Below are 21,048 nucleotides of genomic sequence, written 5' to 3' on the forward strand. Positions count from 1 at the left end.
AACCCGGAAGCTAAGCCCTCCAGCGCCGATGGTACTGCACTCGGGAGGGTGTGGGAGAGTAGGACGCCGCCGGACAACCATTCCATTCAGGCCCACCCCTTGCGGGGTGGGCCTGAATGCGTTCCACCACTAGAAACCGGCGCCGGCTCGATGCTGGCGACAGCGCGGCTGGACCATTTCGGCGCGCGATGCCGGCGGGGCGTCGGCGATGATGTGGGCGTGGAGTACGTGTCCAGAGTGCCGCGACCGCCGCTGGACGGGCTGATCGACGACCTTTACTACCTGGAGGGTGCGTCGCCGTACGCCCGGCTGACGCTGCCGCCGATGCCGGCGGCGTTGCTCATCGTCAACCTCGGGGCGCCGTTCCGCATCCGCGCCGGCACCGACATCGAGCCAGCCGAGTACGCCGACGGCTGCGTGGTCACCATGCCCACCCGCGCGTCGGAGTTCGGCTACCCACTCCGGACCCGGTCCGTCGGCGTGCACTTCAAGCCGTGGGGGATGGCGCCGTTCCTGCCGATGCCCGCGGCCGAGCTGTGTGACCGACCGGTGACGGTAGAGCAGGTCTGGGGTCGGCCCGCCATTGCTGAGCTGCGAGACCGGCTGGCCACGGCGGACGGACCGCACGAGATGCTGACGCTGCTCGAGGAGGAGCTGATGCGACGGCTGGGCGAAACCACCGGCCTGGGACTGGTCCGCCATACGAGCAGCGTCATCGCGGCGACCAGCGGGGCGGTGAAGATCGGCGACCTGAGGGTGGCAGCCGGTGTCAGCGGCACTCATCTGGCACAGCGGTTCAAGGAGCTCATCGGCGTCACGCCGAAGCGGCTGGCCCGCACCTACCGCTTCGCCGCCACCGTGTTCTCGATCAACCCCGCCGGACCGATCGACTGGGGCGACCTCGCCGGTCGCGCAGGCTACTTCGACCAGGCCCACTTCGGTCACGAGTTCCGGGCGATCACCGGGCTCACGCCGACCCGGTACGTCGAAGTCCGGCGGCGGTTCCTGCGCGAACATCCCGGCCACGTGCTGGACAGCTGGCCGCTGCCGGCCAATTGATTTCTTACAAGAGCGACAGCTCACGACACGCTAATTTGGGGGCACCCCACAGCAGAGGAGAGCCCCGTGGGCAAGGTGGTCATGTACAGCTCGGTGTCGGTGGACGGCTTCGTCGCGGACGAGAATGACCAGCCCGGACCGCTGTTCGACTGGTTGTCCAGCGGTGACGTCCCGTTGGACGAAAGCGGCGGGGTGAAGGTGTCGCAGACGTCCTACGACTACACCCGGCCGTACTGGGACCAGATCGGAGTCACGATCGTCGGCCGCCACGTCTTCGACATGACGGACGGCTGGGACGGGAAGCCTCCGGGCGGGATCGACCACGTGGTCGTCGTGACGCACCGGCCGGAGCCCGAGGGCTGGGACCCCGAGGCGCCGTTCCACTTCGTCGACGGCGTCGAGGCAGCCGTGGCCAAGGCGCAGGAGCTTGCGGGTGACCGCATGGTCGAGGTCGCCGCTGGCGACGTCGGTGGCCAGGTGCTTGCCGCGGGCCTGGTCGACGAGGTGCGCATGGACGTCGTACCCGTCGTGTTCGGGTCCGGCAAGCGCTACTTCGGGTCGGTCCACGCGCAGCACCTGTTGGAGGATCCTGACGTGGTGATTCAGGGCAGCCGGGTGCTTCACCTGCGCTATCGGGTGCGCCGTTGACCGATCTGAGCGGGTACGCGAAGAAGTCCACTGCGAACGGTGACACCAGATCGGCCTCCGGCTGCGTTTGCGCATCGCTGTCCCTGGTCGGGCAGCCGACGCCGATCCGCCCCAGCACCTCACCTGTGGCAAGTTCAACCCAAGATCACTCGTCGCCGGTTTCCGTCGTATCTCTGGTCGACCCCCAGGAAGAGCGGCAGGGTGGTCGGTGGCCGGCCCAGCGGCTCGTGCGTCAGGCACGTCGAGGTCTTCCAGATGGGCGGCGTAGGAACCTCCATCCTCGGAAGACCTCGACACCTACCCCGGGACCGACGCGCCAGCCACCAGCCAACCAGCGACTACACCCTCAACTGTGCAGAGCCGGGATGGGGCCGTCGGTTCGGTGGGCCTCGTGAGCTGGGCTGGCTGAGCCGCGAAGACCCGTGCGCCTGGCCTGCCCGGCGCTCTTGGCTGGGCTGTGGAGCCGCGGCGCCTGGTTGGCCCGGCCCGTGGAGCGGGCTGCGGCGATGAGGGCGCGGCCCGCCGGCGCGGGACGGCCGGCGGGAAAGACCGGCCCCGATCGGCGAATCGGGCCGGGTGGCCGTCTCCGGGTCGGTACCGTCGTGGCGGGGCCGTCTGCCGACGTGTCCCTCAGGGTGATGGCGAAACGTGACGTGGTGTACGCCTCGTCCGCAATCGGGGCGGACCGGTCGGGGTACCTGCTGACGGTACGACCGGAACTGACCGTCGGGACCGGCGGAGGCAGGAGTGTCATGAAGATCGGAATCATCGGCTCGGGGCACATCGGTGGGACGTTGACCCGGCGGCTGCGCGCCCTCGACCACGACGTGACGGTGGCGAACTCGCGGGGCCCGGAGAGCCTCACCGATCTGGCGCAGGAGACGGGCGCGACCGCCGGCACCCTGGAGCAGGCGGTGGGCGACGCCGAGGTGGTGATCGTGGCGATCCCGCTGCTGGCCGTACCGGCGCTGCCCGCCGAGCTGTTCGACGGCAAGCTGGTCGTCGACGCCAACAACTACTACCCCGAGCGCGACGGTGACATCCCCGAGCTGCTGGACCGCAGCCTCAGCTCCAGCCGTTGGACCGCGGAGCACCTCAAGGGCGCCCGGGTGGTCAAGGCGTTCAACAACATCCAGGCGGCGCACCTGATGGAGAACGGTCGCCCGGCCGGCTCGGCTGACCGGATCGGACTGCCCGTGGCCGGCGACGACGCCGAAGCGAAGCAGCTGGTGATGGAGCTGGTCGACTCGCTCGGCTTCGACCCGGTCGACGCCGGGACGCTGGACGGGAGCTGGCGGCAACAGCCGGACACGCCGGTCTACGGCACCGACCGCAACGCCGAGGGCGTACGGCAGGGCCTGGCCAAGGCGCGACCCTGACGTCGTACCCCAGATGGAAAAGCCCCGCCGGCGACGAGCCGGCGGGGCTTCCTCGTGTCCGGGGTCAGGACGGCTCGGGGCCGCAGATGAACTTGGGCTCGGCGTCGTAGGTCCAGGTGAACTTCTCCCGCTTGACGACCTTGCCGTCCTTCTTCATCACCCGGAAGGCGTCCTGGGTGAAGCCGTCACTGCCCACGGCGGCGATGCACTTCGGGCCGGGCTCCAGGTAGACCGTCTTCGGCTTGGTGATGTTGCGGCGGGGACCGTACTCGGTCTTCACGCTGTCGTAGATCTTCGTGCTCCACATCGACACGGTGATCGTGTCCGAGGTGTACGACGTGTCGATCAGGACCCCGTACGGGGTGTTGTTGCGGAACTTGAAGTCCAGGTCCGGCCAGAAGATCGTCGACTCGATGACCGCCGGGTACCGGCTGAAGTAGTACGAGTGCGGCTTGTGCTCGACGTCCTCCAGGCCGGCGTAGTAGCTGGCGTTGAAGAGCGTCGTGGTGAACTGCGAGACACCGCCACCCACGCCCGGCACCAGCTTGCCGCCCAGGATCACCGGGGCGTCCTTGTAGCCCTGGTCGTAGCCCCGCTCACCGGTGTGCCCGTTGAGCGAGAAGGTCTTCCCCGGCTCGACGATCGTGCCGTCCACGTCCTTGGCGGCCTGGATGATGTTCTGGCTGCGCGGCGAGGAGAGCCCGCCGGGGAAGCGGGTGGAGAAGGTGGAGACCCGCTCCTTGATGCCCAGCTCCGCCAGCTTCGCCTCGGTCAGCTCCGGCTCGGCCGTCTTGAGCGTGGCGGTGATCGTCCGCCCGTCCGACTTCGGCAGCACGGCGAGCAGGTCCCGGCCGAGCGCGGCGGAGTCCACCTGCTTACCGGCACGACCCGGTACGACCTTCGGCTTGCCACCCGCGATGGTCAGCCCGGCGTCCTTCGGCGCCACCTCGATCGCCGCCAGCCGGTCGCCGAGGGCGGCGCGGAGCCGCTTGACGTCGACCCGGGGGGTGAGCTTGCCGGCGTCGTCGGCCGAGAACCGCAGGCCGCGGGCGATCGCGGCGGGCGGGATGGTGACCGAGCCCTTGTCGGTGCTCAGGGTGACCGGGGCGGCCACCGCCGGCCGCGCCAGCTCGGTGACGAGCTGGTCGACCTCCTCACGGGTGGTCGCCGGGTGCTTCTCCACCAGCGGCACGGTCACCGGCCGTCCCGCCAGCCAGCCGTCCCGGACCACCTGGGTGGAGCGCTCCGGGTCCAGCGCCAGGCTCGGCTTCGGGTAGACCGGCTTGGGCGTGGTGCCGGTGAAGATGATCGCCGGCATGGTCATCTCGCGGCCCTGCTTGCCGACGAGCTCGCGCAGCTTCGCGTCGAGCCGGGCCGCGTCGACGGTGACCACCGGCTTCACCTCGCGGGAGCCGAAGAGCCGGCCCGTCGGGCCCGCCTCCGCCTCGGCCGCCGCCGCCACGGTCGCGTCCACGTCCACCGCCAGCCCGACCTCCGCCGGCGTGAGCTGCGCCTCCTTCTCCCCCACCAGAACGGTGAGCGGGGCGTTCAGGGTGGCGGACCGCCGGTCCAGCTCGGCCCGGAGCTCCCGGGCCGCCTCGGTCCGGCTCCGGCCGCCGAGCTCCGCGCCGAGCACCGTCGTGCCGCGCGGCACGTCACCGGCGTACGCCCACGCCGCCGCGCCGCCGACGCCGGCCAGCACCACGGCGGCCAGCACGCCGGCGAGCAGGACGCGGGCGCGTCGTGACCACGACCCGGGACCCCGGCCCGAGCCGGCGGACTTGCCCGCCTGCTCGTCCTCGCCCGGCCAGGAAACCGCGGTGACCTGCACCGTTGGCCGGTCGTCGGAGAGACTTTTGTCGCCGTACAGGGTCACAGCCACCTCGATCGGGACGTACCACAGAGTTCTTGCTCCCCCAGGGAGACACCTACGGTAGCCGTCGCCCGGTCGGGGCGACACCGTGCGCTCGGCCATCCTCGCCCCCGCGTGTCGGGTCCGGTTCGGCGCTTGCGCAGTGTTCGTGGCACGGTGTCCGGGTGAGCGATCGGGTGCTGGCGTACGGGGGCGGTTGGCTGGACCGGGCCGGGGCGCTGCGCGCCGACCCGGGGTGGGTCTCCGCGCGGTTGACCGACCCGACGGCGGTGGTGCTGCCCCTGTGGCGGGACCGTTGTCTGGTCTCCGTCGCGCAGGCACCCGTACGGCTCACCGGGGTCGACGCCGCCGGGGCGCTCGCCGCCGCCGACGAGACCGTCTTCCTCGGCCTCGAGGACGGGACGCCGGTCTTCGCCGTGGACCTCTCCGAGCGCGCCGAGGCCGACGCCGTGGCGCTCACCGGCGCCGCCGGCACGGTCGACGTACGGGCGCTGGTGGGCCGGCTCGGCCCGGCCGAGGCGGCGGTGCAGGCGTACGCGCGGGGCCTGCTGCACTGGCACCGCCAGCAGCGGTACTGCGGCACTTGCGGGGCGGCCACCCGGCCGCGTGACGGTGGGCACGTGCGGGCCTGCGCGGCGCCGCGCTGCGGCCGGCTGATCTTCCCCCGCATCGAACCGGCGGTCATCGTGCTGGTGGAGGCGCCCGCCGGCCCGGACCGTTGCCTGCTGGCCCGGCACGCCGGCGCGCCGGAGGGGGCGTACTCGACGCTCGCCGGGTTCGTCGAGGTGGGCGAGAGCCTGGAGGACGCGGTCCGGCGGGAGATGGCCGAGGAGGCCGGGGTGAGCGTCGCCGGACTGGCGTACCAGGGCTCGCAGGCGTGGCCCTTCCCGGCCGGGCTGATGGTCGGCTTCCGGGCCACCGCCGCCACCGAGGAGGTGCGGGTCGACGGCGTGGAGCTGCTCGAGGCGCGCTGGTTCACCCGGGACGAGCTGCGTGAGCGGGTCGCCGCCGGCCGGCCCCTGGGCCGGGTCGACTCGATCGACCACCAGCTGCTCCGCGACTGGCTCGCCGCCGCCGACTGACCGGCCGGGCGCGGCGGTCAGGGGCGGGGGCGGAAGGCCAGCCAGGTCATCACGGCGGCGGTCAGCGCGGCGGTGGCCAGGGCGCAGGCGAGGACCCCTTCGACCGTGCGCGGGGCGACCAGCAGGGCCGCTGCGGTCAGGCCGGCGGTGGCCACCCACAGCGGCGCGGCGGGGAACCGGGCACTGCTGGCGACCCGGTCGTTGACCAGCATGAAGACCACCGCGTAGAGCGCCCCGGTGGCGGCGAAGAGCGGCGCCTGGCCCGCCAGGTGCAGGTAGTCGGCGCCGCCGGCCAGCCGGAACGCCAGCTCCCCGCCGAGCGTGGCGGCCGTCACCAGGGCCGCCCCGCAGGCGAGGATCAGCGCGAGCCCCGACGCGCGGGCCCGGCGGTCACCCCGGGCGAGCCGGGGCAGCACCAGCAGGGTCACCACCTGCGGCGCCCAGAGCGCGCCCTTGGTGAGCACCGCGCCGACCGCGTACGCGCCGGAGCCGGCCGCCGGGAGCAGCTGCCGGGCCAGGATCAGGTCCGCGTACGAGATGGTGAGCATGGCCAGCGTGGCCGCGCACGCGGTCATCACGTGGGTGGGGCGCAGGTCGCGGTCGCCCGGCGGGCCCGGGTCCGGCGCGGCGCCGGCACCGGCGGCGAGCCGGGCCAGCACGGGCAGGGCGAGGAGGCCGGTGACCGCGGCGAGCGCCAGCGCGGTGACCGCGCCGCCGCCCAGCGCCAGGCCGGCGACCAGACCGCCGTAGCGGCCGACGGCGAGCACGGTCATCGCCGCGGCGAGGCGCAGGAAGCGCTGGTCGCCCTGGAGTTCACCGAGCCAGCGACCGGCCAGCACGGTGGCGAACGTGGTCGCCGCGAGCAGCAGGGTCAGCGCCGCCGGCAGCCGCAGCAGCACGGTCAGCAGGGGCGCCGCCAGCACCGTCGCCCCGGCGGTGAGGGCGGCGGTGACCAGTGCCAGCCGGCCGGTGCGGGTGGCGCCGTGCCGCGCCCGGTGCACCGCGACGGCGATCTGGAGGCCGAAGCCGGGTACGGCCGCGATCGCGGCCAGCGCCAGCACGGTGGCCAGCGCGCCCAGCTCCGCCGCGGCCAACCGGCGGGCGCCCAGCACCGGGACCAGGTACGCGAGCGCGTTGGTCAGGGTGGTGGCCACGGTGACGGCAGCGCCGGCGGCGCCGAGCCGTGCCGCGCCGGAATCCCTGCCGATCGTCTGTGTCATGCCGCCCCGGGTCGCCTGCGCTGCGCTGCTCTGCCGGCGCGGGCCGAGCCCGTCGCGGCCGGTGTGCGGCCGGGACCGCCCCGGCCCGAACCAGGAGACGGTACCGGTCGACCGACCGGCTCGTCAGCCCCGCACCGGTGACCCCTGCCCCCGCCGCCGGGAACGGTCTAGTGTGCTGCCCCATGGCGTCGACGAACGTGACCGCGGCAGCGACCTCCGGGCTGGCCGCGAAGCTCCCCGAGCGGTGGGTGGCGGACGGGATCCGGCTGGTCTATCCCCGGGTGGAGCCGGAGCTGGCCCGGCTGGCCGACTTCGTCCCGCGCGGCGGCACCGCCCTCGACGTGGGCGCCTGGTACGGCCCGTGGACGGCCCGGCTGCTGCGTCGCGCCGACCGGGTCGTCTCCGTCGAGCCGACGCCCCCGCTGGCCCGACAGCTGCGCGCCGCGTTCCCCGACGTCGAGGTGGTCGAGGCCGCCGTCTCCGACCACGAGGGCACCGCCGAGCTCTACCTCCCCGACGGCGGCGCGATCGTCGGCACCTCCTCGCTGGAGGATCCCGGGCAGGGCGACCCGTTGCAGGTGCCGCGGATCACCCTGGACTCCCTCGGCCTCACCGACGTGCGCTTCGTCAAGCTCGACATCGAGGGGCACGAGCTGCCCGCGCTGCGCGGCGGCGCGGAGACCATCCGCCGGGACCGGCCGGTGCTGCTCGTCGAGGTCGAGGAGCGGATCCAGCCGGTCGAGCCGCTGCTGGAGCTGCTCACCGGCTGGGGCTACCGGGGGTACGTGCTGCCGGGGCGTACCTGGGTGCCGCTGGCCGACTTCGACCTCGGGCGGCACCAGCGCGAGGCGATCGCCCGGGTGGGGCAGAGCTTCGCCCGCCGGGTCCTCTGGCCCCGCCCCCGGTACGTCAACTCGGTGCTCTTCCGCCCGGAGTGAGCCCGCCCGGGTCCGGGCCGGTCACTGCTGCGGGGTCGGGGTGCCCACCGCGACCTCGTTGGTGCAGAGGGTGACGTCGGGGTCGGCGAGGCTCAACTCGGCGGTGTCCCCACCGCCGGTGAACTCGAAGAAGATCTGGTGCAGCCCAGTCTTCACCGGGAACCGCTTCTCCGTGTCGCCCAGCCGGAAGGTGGCGGTGGTGTCGCCGGAGCTGAGGTAGCCGATCCGGACCACCCAGAACCAGTCGTCCCGGGGCCCGCTCAGCGGCATCCGCACCGTCTCGCCGTCGGCGACCTTCCAGCCGCAGGCCTGCTCGGGCCCGGGCTGCGCGGTCGGGCCGTCGATGGTGACCGGGGTGATGCGGCCGGTCCGGTCGAGCAGCGACGGCGTCTCCGCCTCGGTGACGAAGACCGGCCCGTCGGGCAGGGCGCGGAAGAAGTGCGACTGGCGGTTGTAGGGGCCGGAAAGCTCCGGCACCACCTCCCCCGGGACCGTCTGGTCGAAGAAGACCGTGCCGGGGGGCGCGGCGGCCAGCTCCGCCCGGACCGTGTCCAGGTAGGTCCGGCCGCTCTTCACCGCCCACTCGTCACCGAACCGGGCCGTCGTCCAGGCGGTGCCGAGACCGCCGGCGACCAGGGCGAGGGCCAGGCCGGCGGAGACCGCTTCCCGGTGGCGTGCCAGCACGGCGGGCGGCGGCGGGTCGTCCGGGTCGCGGTCACCGAAGATCGGCAGGGCGCCCCGCGCGCCGACCGGGACGGGCCGGTGGTCCGGGTCGTCGGCCGGCGTCCCCGGGTGGCCCGGTGCGCCGGTAGCGGGCCGCTCCGGTCCGCCGGTGGCCGGCCGGGCAGGTACGGCCGCGGTGGCCGACGCCGACGGGCGCTGGGGCGGGGTGTCGAAGGGCCGCGCCGCCTGGGGGCGGACCGGCGCCGGGAGTTCGTCGTCGTCGTACTCGGCGTGGATGACGCCGTGGCCCCGGTAGGCGGCGGCCGGGACGGCTACCCGCGGCGCGGGCGCCTCGACCGGAGCGGGCTCGTTGCCGGTGTGCGCCGGGTCGTCGGCCGGCCGCCCGGCGGTGGAGCTGGTTCCCGCGCTCGTCCCCGCCGTGGCCCGGTCCGGTTCCGCCGGGTCCGTCACGCGCTCCGGGTCGCCCGCCGCCTCCCGGGCCTCGTCGTCCGGCGTTCCCGCCACCCCCGTCGTCGGGGTGTCGTCGTCCGGTCCCGTCGGGCGGTCACCGTCGCGGTCGGGCGACGCCGCCCCGGCGGTCGCGAAGCGGTCCGGCGCGGACCGCAGCCCCAGCAGGGCCACGCCGATGCAGAGCGCGGCCACCACCACGACGTCGCTGACGTAGCGCGGGACGGCCCCGGCGACGTCGCTGTAGATCGAGCCGAGCCGGGTGGCGCCCAGCAGCGCGGTCACCAGGGTCAGGTACGAGGCCAGCAGCAGCCAGGCCCGCCCGGCGACCCGGCGCAGCCGTACGGTCACCACCACCAGCACCAGGAAGGCCGCCCAGGCGACCCAGCGGCCCAGCTCCGGCGGGGCGGTCACCGGGGCGCCGTCGCCGGCCGGCAGCCAGCGCCACGGCCCGCCGAGCAGGCCGGGCACGACGGTGGAGCCGAGCAGCTGCCACAGGAACGAGAACACCTCGCCCAGCGAGTCCGGCCGGCGCACCGACGACTCCGCCCGGGACCCGTAGAGGGCGAGGAAGCCCAGCGAGAGCACGGTCAGCACCAGCCACGACGGCCAGTACCGGCGGACCGTGGTCAGCACCGCGCGCACCGGCGGGCCACCGACGAGGAGGAACGCGGTGAACAGGAAGACCAGCGGCACCACCAGCAGCGCCTTCTCGAAGAAGAGCAGCCCGAACAGCACCGCCAGGGCCAGCGTCGCCAGGTGCCGCCGCCGGCCGGTGCGGACGTACCGGAGCTGGGCGCCGATGGCGAGCACCATGGCGATCTGCATCGGCAGCATGTTGACCCCGACCGCCCACCAGGAGGTGGCCTCCAGGGTGAGCGGGCTGAACAGGAACACCGCCAGCGGCACCAGCAGCGCCCAGCCGGGGCGGACCAGGGTGCGCAGCAGTCGGGCGAAGCTGATCGCCAGCACCGCCTGGGCGGCGGTGAGCAGCAGCACGTACGGCCAGTAGGCGATGCCGGCGGCGCGGGTCACCAGCCAGGTGACCAGCAGGGCCGCCGGCATGAAGTGGTTGTTGTAGAGGGTGAGCAGGAAGCCCGGGGTCAGGTCGGACTCCGCGGCACGGGCGATCAGCACCCAGTCGTCGACCGCGAGGTGACCGCGGGACGCGAGCTGGGCCCGCCAGACCAGACTGACCAGGATCATCGCCACGGCCACCGCCCGGACCGGATGGACCCGGGTCCAGCCGCCGAGGAGGCCGCTCCGATCGGTGGTGGGGGTAGCGCCGGTCGATGCCATGGCGGGAAGACTGCCACACCGGTCGGCGGACGTCCCATCAGGTCAACGGGTGGTTCGCGCGTACAGTGGCCGCCACACCAGCGCGGCCCGGGTCGCGCCCGGCAGGCAGGTGAGGTCGAGGGATGCGGGAACGGCTGGTGCCCCACGGCGTGGCCGCCGCCGTGACGGCGGCGGTGCTCGCGCCGCTCGCGCTGCCCGGGTACGTGCTCCGCTACGACATGGTCTTCGTGCCCCGGTCGGCGCTGAGCTGGGAGCTGATCGCCCCGGCCTCGGCGCTGCCCCGGGCGGTGCCGCAGGACGCGGTGGTCGCGCTCGCCACCCAGCTGATGCCCGGCTGGCTGCTGCAACGGCTGGTGCTGGCGGCGATCCTCTGGCTGGCCGTGCTCGGCGCCGCCCGGCTGGTGCCCACCGACCGGACCGCCGTGCGGGTGGTCGCCGCGCTCGGGTACGCCTGGACGCCGTACCTGGCCGAGCGGCTGCTGATCGGGCAGTGGGGGCTGCTGCTGGCGTACGCGATGCTGCCCTGGCTGGTGGCCGCGGCGCTGGGGGTGCGCGCGGCCCGGCCCGGGGCGCTGCCCCGGCTGCTGCTGGCCGCCGCCGTCTCCGCGATCACCCCGACCGGCGGGCTGATCGCCCTCGTGGCGGTGCTGGTGCTGCTGCCCGGCCGGTATCCGGGGGCGCTCCGGCGGGCCGGGACGGCGGTCGCGGCGACGGTGCTGCTGAACGCGCCGTGGCTGGTGGCCGGGTTGGGCAGCGCCACCGGCGGCCGCTCCGACCCGGCCGGGGTGCCGGCCTTCGCCGCCCGCGCCGAGAACTGGGGCGGGCCGCTGGTCGCGCTGGCCGGCACCGGCGGGATCTGGAACGCCCTGACCGTGCCGGTGTCCCGCCAGGTCGCCGTGGTGCCGCTGGCCACCGCGCTGCTGCTGCTCCTCGCCGGGTACGGCGTGCCCCTGCTGCGCCGGCGCTGGCCGGCGGGCGCGGCCGGGCGGTTCGGGCTGCTGGCCGTCGGGTCGTGGCTGGTGGCGGCGCTCGGCGTGCTGCCCGGTGGGGCCGCGCTGCTCGGCTGGCTGGTCGACACCGCGCCCGGGGGAGGGCTCGTCCGCGACGGTCAGAAGCTGCTCGTCCCGTACGCGCTGGCGCTGGCGGTGGCCGGGGCGCTCGGCGCGGAACGGCTCGCCGACCGGCTGGCCGCGCGGTTCGACCGGACCACCGGCGGGGTGCTGCTGGTCGGCGTGGCGCTGCTGCCAGTGGCGCTCCTGCCCGACCTGGCCTTCGGGGCGCTGGGCCGGCTGACCCCGGTCCACTACCCGGCGGACTGGGCGGTGGTGGCGCGGCAGGTGGCCGACCGGCCGGGTGAGGTGGTCTCGCTGCCGTTCCAGGAGTACCAGCGGTACGCCTGGAACGACGGGCGGGTGGTGATCGACCCGGCCCCCCGCTATCTCGCCGCGCCGGTGCTGATCGACGACACCCTGCGGGTGGGGGACGTCGCCGTCGGCGGGGAGGACCCGCGCGCGGCCCGGGTGCGCGAGCTGCTCGCCGCCGGTCGTCCGGTGGCCGGCACCGCCGTGCGGTGGGTGCTGGTGCAGCGGGCGGCGGGACCGCCGGTGCCGGTGACGGCCCTGGCCGGACTGCGGCTGGCGCACGCCGGACCGGAGCTGTCCCTCTACGAGAATCCGGCCTGGGTGGCCCCCGCGCCGCAGCCCGGTCCCGGCCCGGTCGGGTGGGCGCACCTGGTGGCCGGAACGGTGGTCGTGGCCATCGGTTTTTCGGGCACTGCGCGGGTGCTCCGGCGCGTGGTAGCGTCCCGGGACGCGAGTCCCGCGGAAGGAGAAGGTGGATGAGGAACCTGCCCGCGTTCGTCGCCGTCGGGGTACTCGGGGTCGTGCTCGGCCTGCTCGGCGCCGTCGGTCTGGCGAATGCGCTCAGTCCGTCCGCCCAGGAGGCGCTCAACAGCACTTCGGTGAGTGAGCAGGGCTCCGAGAGCACCCTGTACGGCACGCGCTGAACCACCGTCGACCGGGGCGTCCGCTGACTGCGGGCGCCCCGGTCGCGTATCCACCGTCGGGCGTCGCGCCCCCGACCGGTGGCGGGCCTACCGGCGGGCGGCGGTCAGCCGGCCGACCAGCTCGGCGAAGCGCGCCCCGGTCGCCGTCCAGGTGAAACGGGCCGCGTGCGCCAGCGCCGCCTCGCCCATCGCCTTGCGGCGCACGTCGTCGGCGAGCAGTTCCCGCACCCGGGTGGTGAACTCCGCCTCGTCGTCGACGAGCAGGCCGGTCTCGGTGTCGACCATCGCCTCGGCGACGCCCCCGGCGTAGCGGAACGCGATCGTCGGGGTGCTCCGGGCGGCGGCCTCCACGATGGTCAGGCCCCAGCCCTCCTTCAGCGACGGGGTGAGGGCCAGCCAGCAGGAGGAGAGCACCTCGTGCTTCTCCTCCTCGCTGATGAAACCGGTGAAGCGCACCCGGTCGGAGACGCCCAGGGCGTCGCTGAGCTCCCGCAACGGCGCCTCCCACCAGCCCTGACCGGCCACCACCAGCTCCAGGTCGGGCAGCTCCGCGGACAGCTCGGCGACCGTACGCAGCGCGATCTCCACCCGCTTGTGCGGGACCAGCCGGCCCAGCACCAGCAACGACGGGTGGTCGGTGCGGGGCAACGCCGGGCCGGTCACCGGCGGGGTGCCGTTCGGCACCACCTCGATCCGGGTGGCGTCCACCCCCAGCTGGGCCAGCTCCGCGCGGCTCGCCTCGGAGACCGTGACGTAGCGGCAACGGCGGTAGAGGCGCACCGCCAGCCACGACTCGATCCACCAGCCCAACCGGCACATCACCGGGCCGAAGACCACCGGCCACTGCTCCCGGTGCACGTGGTGCACCAGGGCGAGCACCGGCCGGCCGGCGTAGAGCGGGGAGAAGAAGGGCACCCCGTTGCAGACGTCCACCACCAGGTCCGGCAGGCCCAGCCCACGCCGGCCCAGCGGGCCCAGCCCCAACCGGCCGGCCAGGTAGGTCAGCGCCGTGCGGGCGTACACGGTGTGCCGGGAGCCGCGGCGCAGCACCCGCACGCCGTCGGGGTTGGTCTCCTCGGGCGGGCCGTCGGCGTGGGCGGCGCAGAGCAGCGTCACCCGGTGACCGGCCGCGACCAGTTCGGCGGCGATCCGCTCGATGTACACCTCCGAGCCGCCACCCTCGGGGTTCGCGGTGTCCCGCCAGTTGAGGAACAGCACGTGGCGAGCGGTGGTGCTGCTGGAGTCGTCCACGCTGCTCCTACCGGTCGGTAACGGCACGATCGCGCCACCCTAGGGCGGTCCGGCCCGCGTACGCAATGGGTCGTCTCGGCAGCGACGATCGGATAAAGCTCCTCCGACGGGGGTTTGCCGGGGACCCGAAAGCTTGGCAGGGTGTGTCAGCGCGGAACGATGCGGGGCCGGTGGACACACCGGCCGGACCGCCCGCGACACCCGTGACCTGCGGCAGGTCGATGCCGACGGGCGGACGACGAGAGGGGAGGCGGCCGTGGTGCGCGACGTGTCGGTGCGGTCCCTCACCCGACGATCGCCGGTGGTGCTGCTCAGCGCCGCCCTGGTGCTGCTGCTGGTCGGCTGGGGCGGGTACAGCTGGCTGCGCGACGAGCGCACCGCGCCGAGCTGCACCGGGCAGGTACGCCTGCGGGTGGCCGCCGCCCCGGTGGTCGCCCCGGCGGTGGACCGGATCGCCCGCGCCGCCGTCGGCCGGCAGCCCTGCGTCTCCATCGCGGTCGAGTCGCGGGAGTCCGAGGCGGTCGCCGCCGAGCTGGCCAACGGCGTCGACGCGGCGGACGCCTGGCTGCCGGAGTCCACGTTCTGGCTCCGCCGGGCCCGCGCGGCCGGCGCCTTCGAGGTGCCCGGGCAGGGCACCTCGGTCGCCAGCACCCCGGTCGTGCTGGCGGTGACCGAGCCGGTGGCCCGCAAGTCCGGCTGGCCGCGCCGGCCACCGACCTGGAGATCGCTGATCGGGCCGAAGGCCACCAAGGTCAAGGTGGGGCTGCCCGACCCAGCCGTCGACCCCGCCGGGGTGGGCGCGCTGCTCGGCGTCCGCGCGCTGGCCGCCGGGGAACGCGACCCGGGCGGCGCGGTGGCGGGGACGCTGCGCCGGCTGGCCGGCCGGACCTTCAGCCCCGGCGGTACGGCCGCCGCGCTGCCCCCGTCCGGCGGGCTCCCCGGCAAGGCGGAGGCGGTGGCCACCACCGAGCAGGCGGTGCTCGGGCACAACGCGCTGGCCGGCGCGGACAAGCTCGTCGCCGCGTACCCGGAGGTCGCCGTCCCCTCCCTCGACCTGCCGTACGTGGTGCTGCCGGCCGCCCGAGACGCGGTCCGCGACGCGGCGGCCGGCTTCCTCACCGACCTGCTCGCCAGCGCCTCCCGGGAGGTGCTGACCGGGTACGGCTTCCGCACCGCGGCCGGCTACCCGCCCGCGGTGCCGCGGGACCGCCGGCTCAGCCCGGACGTACGCGACCCGGTGCCGCTGCCCGGCGAGGAGACCGTCACCGAGGCGCTGACCGGGTGGAGCGGTGTGCAGCGCAGCGCCCGGATCCTCACCGTGCTGGACATCTCCGGGTCGATGGCCGCCCGGGTGCCCGGTGGCGGCACCCGGCTCGACGCCACCCTCGCCGCCGCCCGGGAGGGCGCCGGGCTGCTGCTGGACAACAGCGAGCTGGGCATCTGGGTCTTCGCCACGAAGGTGGACGGCGACCGGGACTACCGGGAGATCCTCCCCGTCCGGCCGTTGCGCGCCCAGCGGGCCGCGGTGGCCCAGCGCCTCGCTGAGGTCAAGGTGAAGCCGAAGGGCGGCACCGGGCTCTACGACACCACGCTCGCCGCGTACCGGGACGCCCGGCGGCACTGGACCCCCGGACGGATCAACCTGGTGCTGGTGATGACCGACGGTCGCAACGAGGACACCGACAGCATCGGTCGAAGCAGGTTCCTCACCGAGCTGAAGGCCCTCCAGGACCCGCGCCGGCCGCTGCCGATCGTCTTCATCGGACTCGGCCGGGACGTCGACCCGGACGAGCTGAACGCGATCGCCGAGGTCACCGGCGGTCAGGTGTTCCGCACCGCCCAGCCGAAGGGGATGCGGCAGATCTTCTTCTCCGCGCTGGCCGACCTGAGCTGCCTGCCGCCGGAGTGCCGGCGGTGACCACGACGCTGCCGGGGCGGTTGGCGAACCGGTTGGCCCGGCCGGTCCGGGAGGCCCCCGCGACCGCGCTCTGCCTGCTGCTGCTCACCGCCGTCGCGTTCGCGCAGCGCCCCGGCCAGGTCACCTTCGACACCAAGCTCGACCTGGCCGCGAACCCGGTGCACTTCCTGGCCCGGGCGCTGCATCTGTGGAACCCGGAGGCCACCTCCGGCGAGCTGCAGAACCAGGCGTACGGCTACCTCTTCCCGATGGGGCCGTTCTTCGCCGCCGGGCAACTGCTCGGCGTGCCGCCGTGGATCACCCAGCGGCTCTGGTGCGCGCTGCTGTTCTGCGCCGCCTTCTACGGCCTGCTGCTGCTGGCCCGCACCATGCGGATCGGCACCGAGCCCACCCGGTACGCCGCCGCGCTCGGCTACGCGCTGGCGCCCCGGATGCTCACCGAGATCGGCGCGCTCTCCTCGGAGATCCTCTCCGCCGCGATGCTGCCCTGGGTGCTGCTGCCGCTGGTCCGGGTGAACCGGATCGGCTCCCCGCGCCGGGCCGCCGCGCTCTCCGCGCTGGCCGTGCTCGGGATGGGCGGGATCAACGCGGCCGTGGTGCTGCTCGCGCTGGTGCTGCCCGGGGTGTGGCTGCTCTCCCGCCGCTGGGACCGCCAGCACCGGCGGCTGGTCGCCTGGTGGTGCCTCTGCGTGGTCGCGGTATGCCTGTGGTGGATCGTCCCGTTGCTGCTGCTCGGCCAGTACAGCCTGCCGTTCCTCGACTACATCGAGTCGTCCACCACGACCACCGCGGTCGCCTCCCTCTTCCAGGCGGTCCGCGGCACCAACCAGTGGGTGGCGTACATCGTCCAGGGCGACCCGTGGTGGCCGGCGGGGTGGCTGCTGATCGACCACCCGGTGCTGATGGCGCTGACCGCGGTGGTGGCGCTGGTCGGCCTGGCCGGCCTGGCCGGCAACCTGCTGCCGGAGCGGCGCTTCCTGGTGCTCGGTTTCCTGGCCGGGCTGACCCTGCTCACCATGGGCTACGTCGGCAGCCTGGACAGCCCGCTGTCCGGGCTGGTCCGGGACCTGCTCGACGGCCCGCTGGCCCCGTTCCGCAACGTGCACAAGCTGGAGCCGGTGCTGCGACTGCCGCTGATGCTCGGCTTCGCGCACGGGGTGGACGCCTGGGTCACCCGGCTGCACACCGCCACCCGCCGGCGCCGGCCCGGGCTGCGGCTGCGGCCGGTGGTGTTCGTGCCGGTGTTCCTGCTGGTCGTCGGGGCCGCCGCGCCGGCCTGGACGGGTCTGCTGCGGCCCGGCCCCGGCTGGTCGGACCTGGCGCCGCACTGGCGGGCCGCGGCCACCTACCTGGCCGACCGGGACGCCCTGGCCCGGACCCTGGTGGTGCCGGGCTCCGGCTTCGGCCAGTACGACTGGGGACGCACCGTCGACGAGCCGTTGCAGTCGCTGGCCGGGGCGCCCTGGGCGGTACGCCACCAGATCCCGCTCGGCTCCGCCGGCAACACCCGGATGATGGACACCGTCGAGACCGTCCTCGCCAACGGGCGTGGCTCCGCCGGGCTGGCCGACTTCCTGGCCCGCTCCGGCTTCCGCCACCTGCTGCTGCGCAACGACCTCGACCGGACCCAGGTGGACGCCCCGCCGGTGGCGGTGCTGCGCCGGGCGCTGGCCGGCTCGCCGGGGATCGTCCGGGTGGCCACCTTCGGCACCACCGACGCGGTGGAGCGGGCGCCGGGCAGCCCGGTCGACGACGACGCCGGTCCGCTGCCGGCCGTCGAGATCTACGAGGTGGACGGCGCGGTGCCGCTCGCCTCGGCGGTGCTCACCGCCGACGTGCCCACGGTCAGCGGCGGCCCGGAGTCGCTGCTGCCGCTGCTGGAGCAGGGCCTGGTCGAGCGGGACCGCCCGGTGGTGCTCGCCGGCGACCGGCCCGACGACGCGACGGTCGAGGCCACCGGGGACCGGTGGATCGTCACCGACGGGCTGCGCCGCCGGGAACGGGACATCGGCCGGGTACGCGACAACCTCAGCCAGACGCTGACCGCGGCCGAGGCGAGCCGGCAGGGGCGGGTCGCGCTGGACCTGCTGCCGTTCTCCGGCCGCCGGCACCACACCCTCGCCACGTACCAGGGGATCCGCGAGGTCACCGCCTCCACGGCGGCCAGCTTCGTCGACAACCTGGCCCCCGCCGACCCGTCCCACCTGCCGTTCGCGGCGGTCGACGGGGACGCCGGCACCTCCTGGCGTTCGGCGCCGCTGGCCGGGCCGGTCGGGCAGTGGATCCAGCTCGACCTGGACACCCCGCGCGAGGTCCAGCGGGTCTCGCTCTCCTTCGTCGACGACCTCGGGGTCGGCTGGCCGGTGACCCGGTTCCGGATCAGCACCGACCGGGGCGCGGTCGACCACGACGTCGCCCCCGGCCTGGGTGCGCAGACGTACTACACGCTGCCCGGTGCCACCAGCAAGGTGCGGATCACCGTGCTGGCGGTGGCCGGGGGCCGGCTCGACGGTGGGGTGGGCGTCCGCGAACTGTCCCTCCCGGAGATCACGCCCCGTCGGGCGCTGCGGGTGCCGACCGACCTGCCCACGGCGGTCACCGGCCCGGTCTCCTGGTCGTTCAGCCGGGGGTCGGCCAGCCGGCCCGCGTGCTTCCCCGCCCCCGCACCCACCTCCTCGTCCCACTCCGTCCCGGTCGGCTCCGACGCGGGCGGGCGCAACGGCATCCGGGCGGCCGGCACGGTCGTCCGGTGCGACCGCTTCCTGGCCCGGGTCGGCGAGGAACCGCTCGGCGTGGACCGGCTGTTCCGCAGCACGAGTCCGGGGACGTACCAGTTGGCGCTCACGGCGGTGGCCCGACCGGGTGGCGCGCTGCGACCGGCGGGGACGCGGGTGACCGCCGCCGCCTCGTCGTACCTGGCGGGGGCCGCCGCGGTGGCCGGATGGGCGGCGGTCGACGGCGACCCGGGAACGGCCTGGCTCGCCGAGGTCGGCGACCTGCGTCCCACGCTCACCCTGAGCTGGTCGGGGCAGCGCCGGATCGACCGGCTGCGGCTGCGCCCGGCGGAGCTGCCGATCGGCTCGCTGCCCACCCAGGTCGAGGTGCGCGCGGGCGGCCGGACCCAGGTGGCGTCGGTCGACCCGGACGGGCTGGTCCGCATCGCCGCGGTGCGCACCAACCGGGTGGAGATCGTGGTGCGTGGGACGGCCGACCGGATCGCCGACCGGCGCGGCAACGGCTGGACGGCGACCGTCGGCATCGCCGAGGTGGAGATCCCCGGCCTGGCCGGCCTGATCCGGCCGCTGCGGCCGGACGCCCCGCTCACCGCGCCCTGCGGCGCCGGTCCCACGGTCGAGCTGGACGGCTTCCGGTACGACACGGCGGTCACCGGCACCGTCGCCGACGCGGTCGCCGGCCGGCCGATGCCGGTCACCCTCTGCGGCGACACCGGCGCGGTGGTGGACCTGCCCGCCGGCGGTCACCGCCTGGCGACCTCGCCCTCGGCCGGGTTCGTGGTGCAGGACGCCACCCTGCGGCCCACCGGCGCGACGACTGCCGCGCCCCGGCACCGGGAGGTGACGGTGCGGGACTGGGCGCCGACGCAGCGCCGGGTACGGGTCGGCGCGGGCGAGCGCGCGCTGCTGGTCGTACCCGAGAACGCGAACGCCGGGTGGACGGCGACGCTGGACGGACGGGCGTTGCCGGCGACCCGGGTCGACGGCTGGCAGCAGGCGTGGGTGCTGCCTGCGGGCGCGGGCGGTGAGGTCCGGCTGGAGTTCGGCCCGGACCGCGCCTACCGGGGCGGCCTGGCCGTCGGCGCGGCGACGGCGCTCGGCGTGCTGGTGCTCGCCGCCTGGCCGCTGCGCCGCCGGCCGGAGGACGGGGCGGCGATCCCGGCCGAGGGGCCGCCCTGGCTGATCGGCACCCTGCTGGTGGTGCTGCTCGCCGCGCTGGGCGGGGTGCTGCCGGTGGCGATCGTGATCGCCGCGATGCTGCTGCGCCAGTTCGCCCGCCGGGCGCTGCCGGTGGTGGTCTTCGGCGGGTTGGCGGTGGCCACGGTCACCGCGGTCGCGGGCCGGCTGCGCGGTCTCGGCCAGGAGTGGGCGTACGGGACCTGGGTGCAGGCCGGGATGCTGGTGGCGATCGGCGCGGTGGTCGCGGCGGTGGTGCCCGTCCCCGGCACCCCCGTCGACGCGGCAGACCCATCCGCGGTGGACATCGACCCATCCGCGGTGGACATCGACCCACCCCCTGCGGAGCCGGATCCGTCGCGGGTGGACGATGGTCCGTCCGAGAGCGTGACGAGCCCGGTGGCCGGCGCCCGGCCGGGCACCGGTGAGGACGAGGACGGGACGGAAGTGCGATGACCGCAGAGCAGGGGCGGGCGGCCCGCCGCCGGTTCGCCACCCTGGGTCGCTCGGTGGCCCTGTTCAAGGCGTTCCTGGTGGAGCAGACCGACCCCGACCGGTTCTACGGCCTGCTGGCCGACGACTCGGTACGCCAGGTCCGCGGCTACACCGGGCTGACCGACCGGACCGTGCTGGACGTGGGCGGCGGTCCCGGCTACTTCGCGGCGGCCTTCCGCGCGGCCGGCGCGTACTACGTCGGGCTGGACCCGGACGTCGGGGACTTCTCCGCGGCGGACTCGGCCGAGGGGATGCTCCGGGGCAGCGGTACGGCGCTGCCCGTGCGCACCGGCAGCGTGGACGTCTGCTTCTCGTCGAACGTCCTCGAACACGTCTCGGAGCCGCACCGGATGCTGGACGAGATGGCCCGGGTGACCGCACCCGGGGGCGTCCTGTTCGTCTCGTTCACCCCGTGGCTCTCGCCCTGGGGTGGGCACGAGACGGCACCCTGGCACTGGCTGGGCGGCGAGCGGGCCCGTCGGCGGTACGAGCGCCGGATGGGCCACCCGCCGAAGAACCGTTACCGGGAGACGCTCTTCCCGGTCTCCGTCGCCGACGCGCTGCGCTGGGCCCGGGGCAACCGGCAGGTCGAGGTGATCGAGGCGCTGCCCCGCTACCACCCCTGGTGGGCGCGGTGGGTGGTGCGGGTGCCGGGGGTCCGGGAGGTCGCCTCGTGGAACTTCGTGCTGGTGCTGCGGCGGGCCGGCGGGCAGCCGGAAGGCGCCCCGCCGGCAGCCGTCGGTACGGGGGAAGAACCGGCTGCGGCGGAAAAACAAGAGCTGACCGGGGGTCGCGTCGCCATGTGACCAGGTAGTAACCTCGCGGCCATCTCACCGATC

Annotated in this window: 13 protein-coding genes, 1 rRNA gene and 1 pseudogene; 11 read left to right on the plus strand and 4 right to left on the minus strand. The window is 74.9% G+C overall.

Annotated elements, in window-relative coordinates:
• From rrf to AC5L3Z_RS23870, 4 genes are all read left to right on the plus strand, one after another.
• Window positions 1-75 (plus strand): 5S ribosomal RNA (gene rrf, locus AC5L3Z_RS23855); the annotation flags it as partial.
• Window positions 76-150: 75 nt separating this feature from the next.
• Window positions 151-1,059, plus strand: coding sequence for a helix-turn-helix domain-containing protein (locus AC5L3Z_RS23860; RefSeq protein WP_494845406.1), 909 nt, complete (start codon window positions 151-153; stop codon window positions 1,057-1,059).
• Window positions 1,060-1,125: 66 nt separating this feature from the next.
• Window positions 1,126-1,707, plus strand: a complete 582-nt coding sequence (locus AC5L3Z_RS23865; RefSeq protein ID WP_494845167.1) for a dihydrofolate reductase family protein — start codon at window positions 1,126-1,128, stop codon at window positions 1,705-1,707.
• A gap of 752 nt (window positions 1,708-2,459) precedes the next feature.
• Window positions 2,460-3,086 carry an NADPH-dependent F420 reductase gene (locus AC5L3Z_RS23870; RefSeq protein ID WP_494845168.1) on the plus strand — a complete coding sequence of 209 codons (627 nt, stop codon included), beginning with the start codon at window positions 2,460-2,462 and terminating at the stop codon, window positions 3,084-3,086.
• A gap of 64 nt (window positions 3,087-3,150) precedes the next feature.
• On the opposite strand, the gene AC5L3Z_RS23875 is transcribed toward AC5L3Z_RS23870, so the two are convergent.
• The gene (locus AC5L3Z_RS23875; protein WP_494845169.1) at window positions 3,151-4,968 is read right to left on the minus strand and encodes a VanW family protein; all 1,818 of its coding nucleotides are present in this window, start codon (window positions 4,966-4,968) and stop codon (window positions 3,151-3,153) included.
• Between the two features lie 155 nt (window positions 4,969-5,123).
• Here AC5L3Z_RS23875 and nudC point away from each other — a divergent pair, with 155 nt between their 5' ends.
• Entirely contained in the window at window positions 5,124-6,041 is a 918-nt protein-coding gene (nudC, locus tag AC5L3Z_RS23880; protein ID WP_494845171.1) for an NAD(+) diphosphatase, read from the plus strand.
• Here the strand turns inward: nudC and AC5L3Z_RS23885 are convergent.
• Window positions 5,935-7,261, minus strand: a pseudogene (locus AC5L3Z_RS23885) (polysaccharide biosynthesis protein). The gene nudC and the pseudogene AC5L3Z_RS23885 sit on opposite strands and share 107 nt — an antisense overlap.
• Window positions 7,262-7,443: 182 nt before the next feature.
• Here AC5L3Z_RS23885 and AC5L3Z_RS23890 point away from each other — a divergent pair.
• Window positions 7,444-8,199: an FkbM family methyltransferase gene (locus AC5L3Z_RS23890; protein WP_494845172.1), complete on the plus strand. Its 756-nt coding sequence runs from the start codon at window positions 7,444-7,446 to the stop codon at window positions 8,197-8,199.
• A 21-nt stretch (window positions 8,200-8,220) separates the two neighbouring features.
• On the opposite strand, the gene AC5L3Z_RS23895 is transcribed toward AC5L3Z_RS23890, so the two are convergent.
• Entirely contained in the window at window positions 8,221-10,629 is a 2,409-nt protein-coding gene (locus AC5L3Z_RS23895) for a hypothetical protein (protein ID WP_494845173.1), read from the minus strand.
• Window positions 10,630-10,751: 122 nt separating this feature from the next.
• Here AC5L3Z_RS23895 and AC5L3Z_RS23900 point away from each other — a divergent pair, with 122 nt between their 5' ends.
• Both AC5L3Z_RS23900 and AC5L3Z_RS23905 read left to right on the plus strand, forming a co-directional pair.
• Complete coding sequence (locus AC5L3Z_RS23900; RefSeq protein ID WP_494845174.1) at window positions 10,752-12,470, plus strand: MmpA family trehalose lipid delivery protein; 1,719 nt, start codon at window positions 10,752-10,754, stop codon at window positions 12,468-12,470.
• Window positions 12,467-12,634 (plus strand): hypothetical protein, encoded by a 168-nt coding sequence (locus tag AC5L3Z_RS23905; protein ID WP_334531583.1) that lies wholly within the window; start codon window positions 12,467-12,469, stop codon window positions 12,632-12,634. Before AC5L3Z_RS23900 ends, AC5L3Z_RS23905 begins: the two co-directional genes overlap by 4 nt.
• An 87-nt stretch (window positions 12,635-12,721) precedes the next feature.
• Here the strand turns inward: AC5L3Z_RS23905 and AC5L3Z_RS23910 are convergent, their stop codons facing one another.
• Window positions 12,722-13,885 carry a glycosyltransferase family 4 protein gene (locus AC5L3Z_RS23910; RefSeq protein ID WP_494845176.1) on the minus strand — a complete coding sequence of 388 codons (1,164 nt, stop codon included), beginning with the start codon at window positions 13,883-13,885 and terminating at the stop codon, window positions 12,722-12,724.
• Window positions 13,886-14,141: 256 nt separating this feature from the next.
• Here AC5L3Z_RS23910 and AC5L3Z_RS23915 point away from each other — a divergent pair, with 256 nt between their 5' ends.
• Genes AC5L3Z_RS23915 through AC5L3Z_RS23925 form a run of 3 tightly spaced genes read left to right on the plus strand, consistent with a single transcriptional unit; the run spans window position 14,142 to window position 21,015 of the window.
• A complete protein-coding gene (locus AC5L3Z_RS23915; protein WP_494845177.1) occupies window positions 14,142-15,803 on the plus strand; it encodes a substrate-binding domain-containing protein in 1,662 nt (553 codons plus the stop codon).
• Window positions 15,800-20,170: an alpha-(1->3)-arabinofuranosyltransferase domain-containing protein gene (locus AC5L3Z_RS23920; protein ID WP_494845178.1), complete on the plus strand. Its 4,371-nt coding sequence runs from the start codon at window positions 15,800-15,802 to the stop codon at window positions 20,168-20,170. Before AC5L3Z_RS23915 ends, AC5L3Z_RS23920 begins: the two co-directional genes overlap by 4 nt.
• The gene (locus tag AC5L3Z_RS23925) at window positions 20,167-21,015 is read left to right on the plus strand and encodes a class I SAM-dependent methyltransferase (protein WP_494845180.1); all 849 of its coding nucleotides are present in this window, start codon (window positions 20,167-20,169) and stop codon (window positions 21,013-21,015) included. The genes AC5L3Z_RS23920 and AC5L3Z_RS23925 overlap by 4 nt, the downstream gene beginning before the upstream one ends.
• The last annotated feature ends 33 nt before the right edge of the window (window positions 21,016-21,048 follow it).

The organism is Micromonospora sp. LZ37 (genome assembly GCF_059359015.1).

Excerpts from the sequence above, each read along its gene's own strand:
- AC5L3Z_RS23925 (WP_494845180.1), top strand. The coding sequence starts at position 20,167 with ATGACCGCAGAGCAGGGGCGGGCGGCCCGCCGCCGGTTCGCCACCCTG.
- AC5L3Z_RS23905 (WP_334531583.1), top strand. The coding sequence starts at position 12,467 with ATGAGGAACCTGCCCGCGTTCGTCGCCGTCGGGGTACTCGGGGTCGTG.
- AC5L3Z_RS23870 (WP_494845168.1), top strand. The coding sequence starts at position 2,460 with ATGAAGATCGGAATCATCGGCTCGGGGCACATCGGTGGGACGTTGACC.
- AC5L3Z_RS23900 (WP_494845174.1), top strand. The coding sequence starts at position 10,752 with ATGCGGGAACGGCTGGTGCCCCACGGCGTGGCCGCCGCCGTGACGGCG.
- AC5L3Z_RS23860 (WP_494845406.1), top strand. The coding sequence starts at position 151 with ATGCTGGCGACAGCGCGGCTGGACCATTTCGGCGCGCGATGCCGGCGG.
- AC5L3Z_RS23895 (WP_494845173.1), bottom strand. The coding sequence starts at position 10,629 with ATGGCATCGACCGGCGCTACCCCCACCACCGATCGGAGCGGCCTCCTC.
- AC5L3Z_RS23890 (WP_494845172.1), top strand. The coding sequence starts at position 7,444 with ATGGCGTCGACGAACGTGACCGCGGCAGCGACCTCCGGGCTGGCCGCG.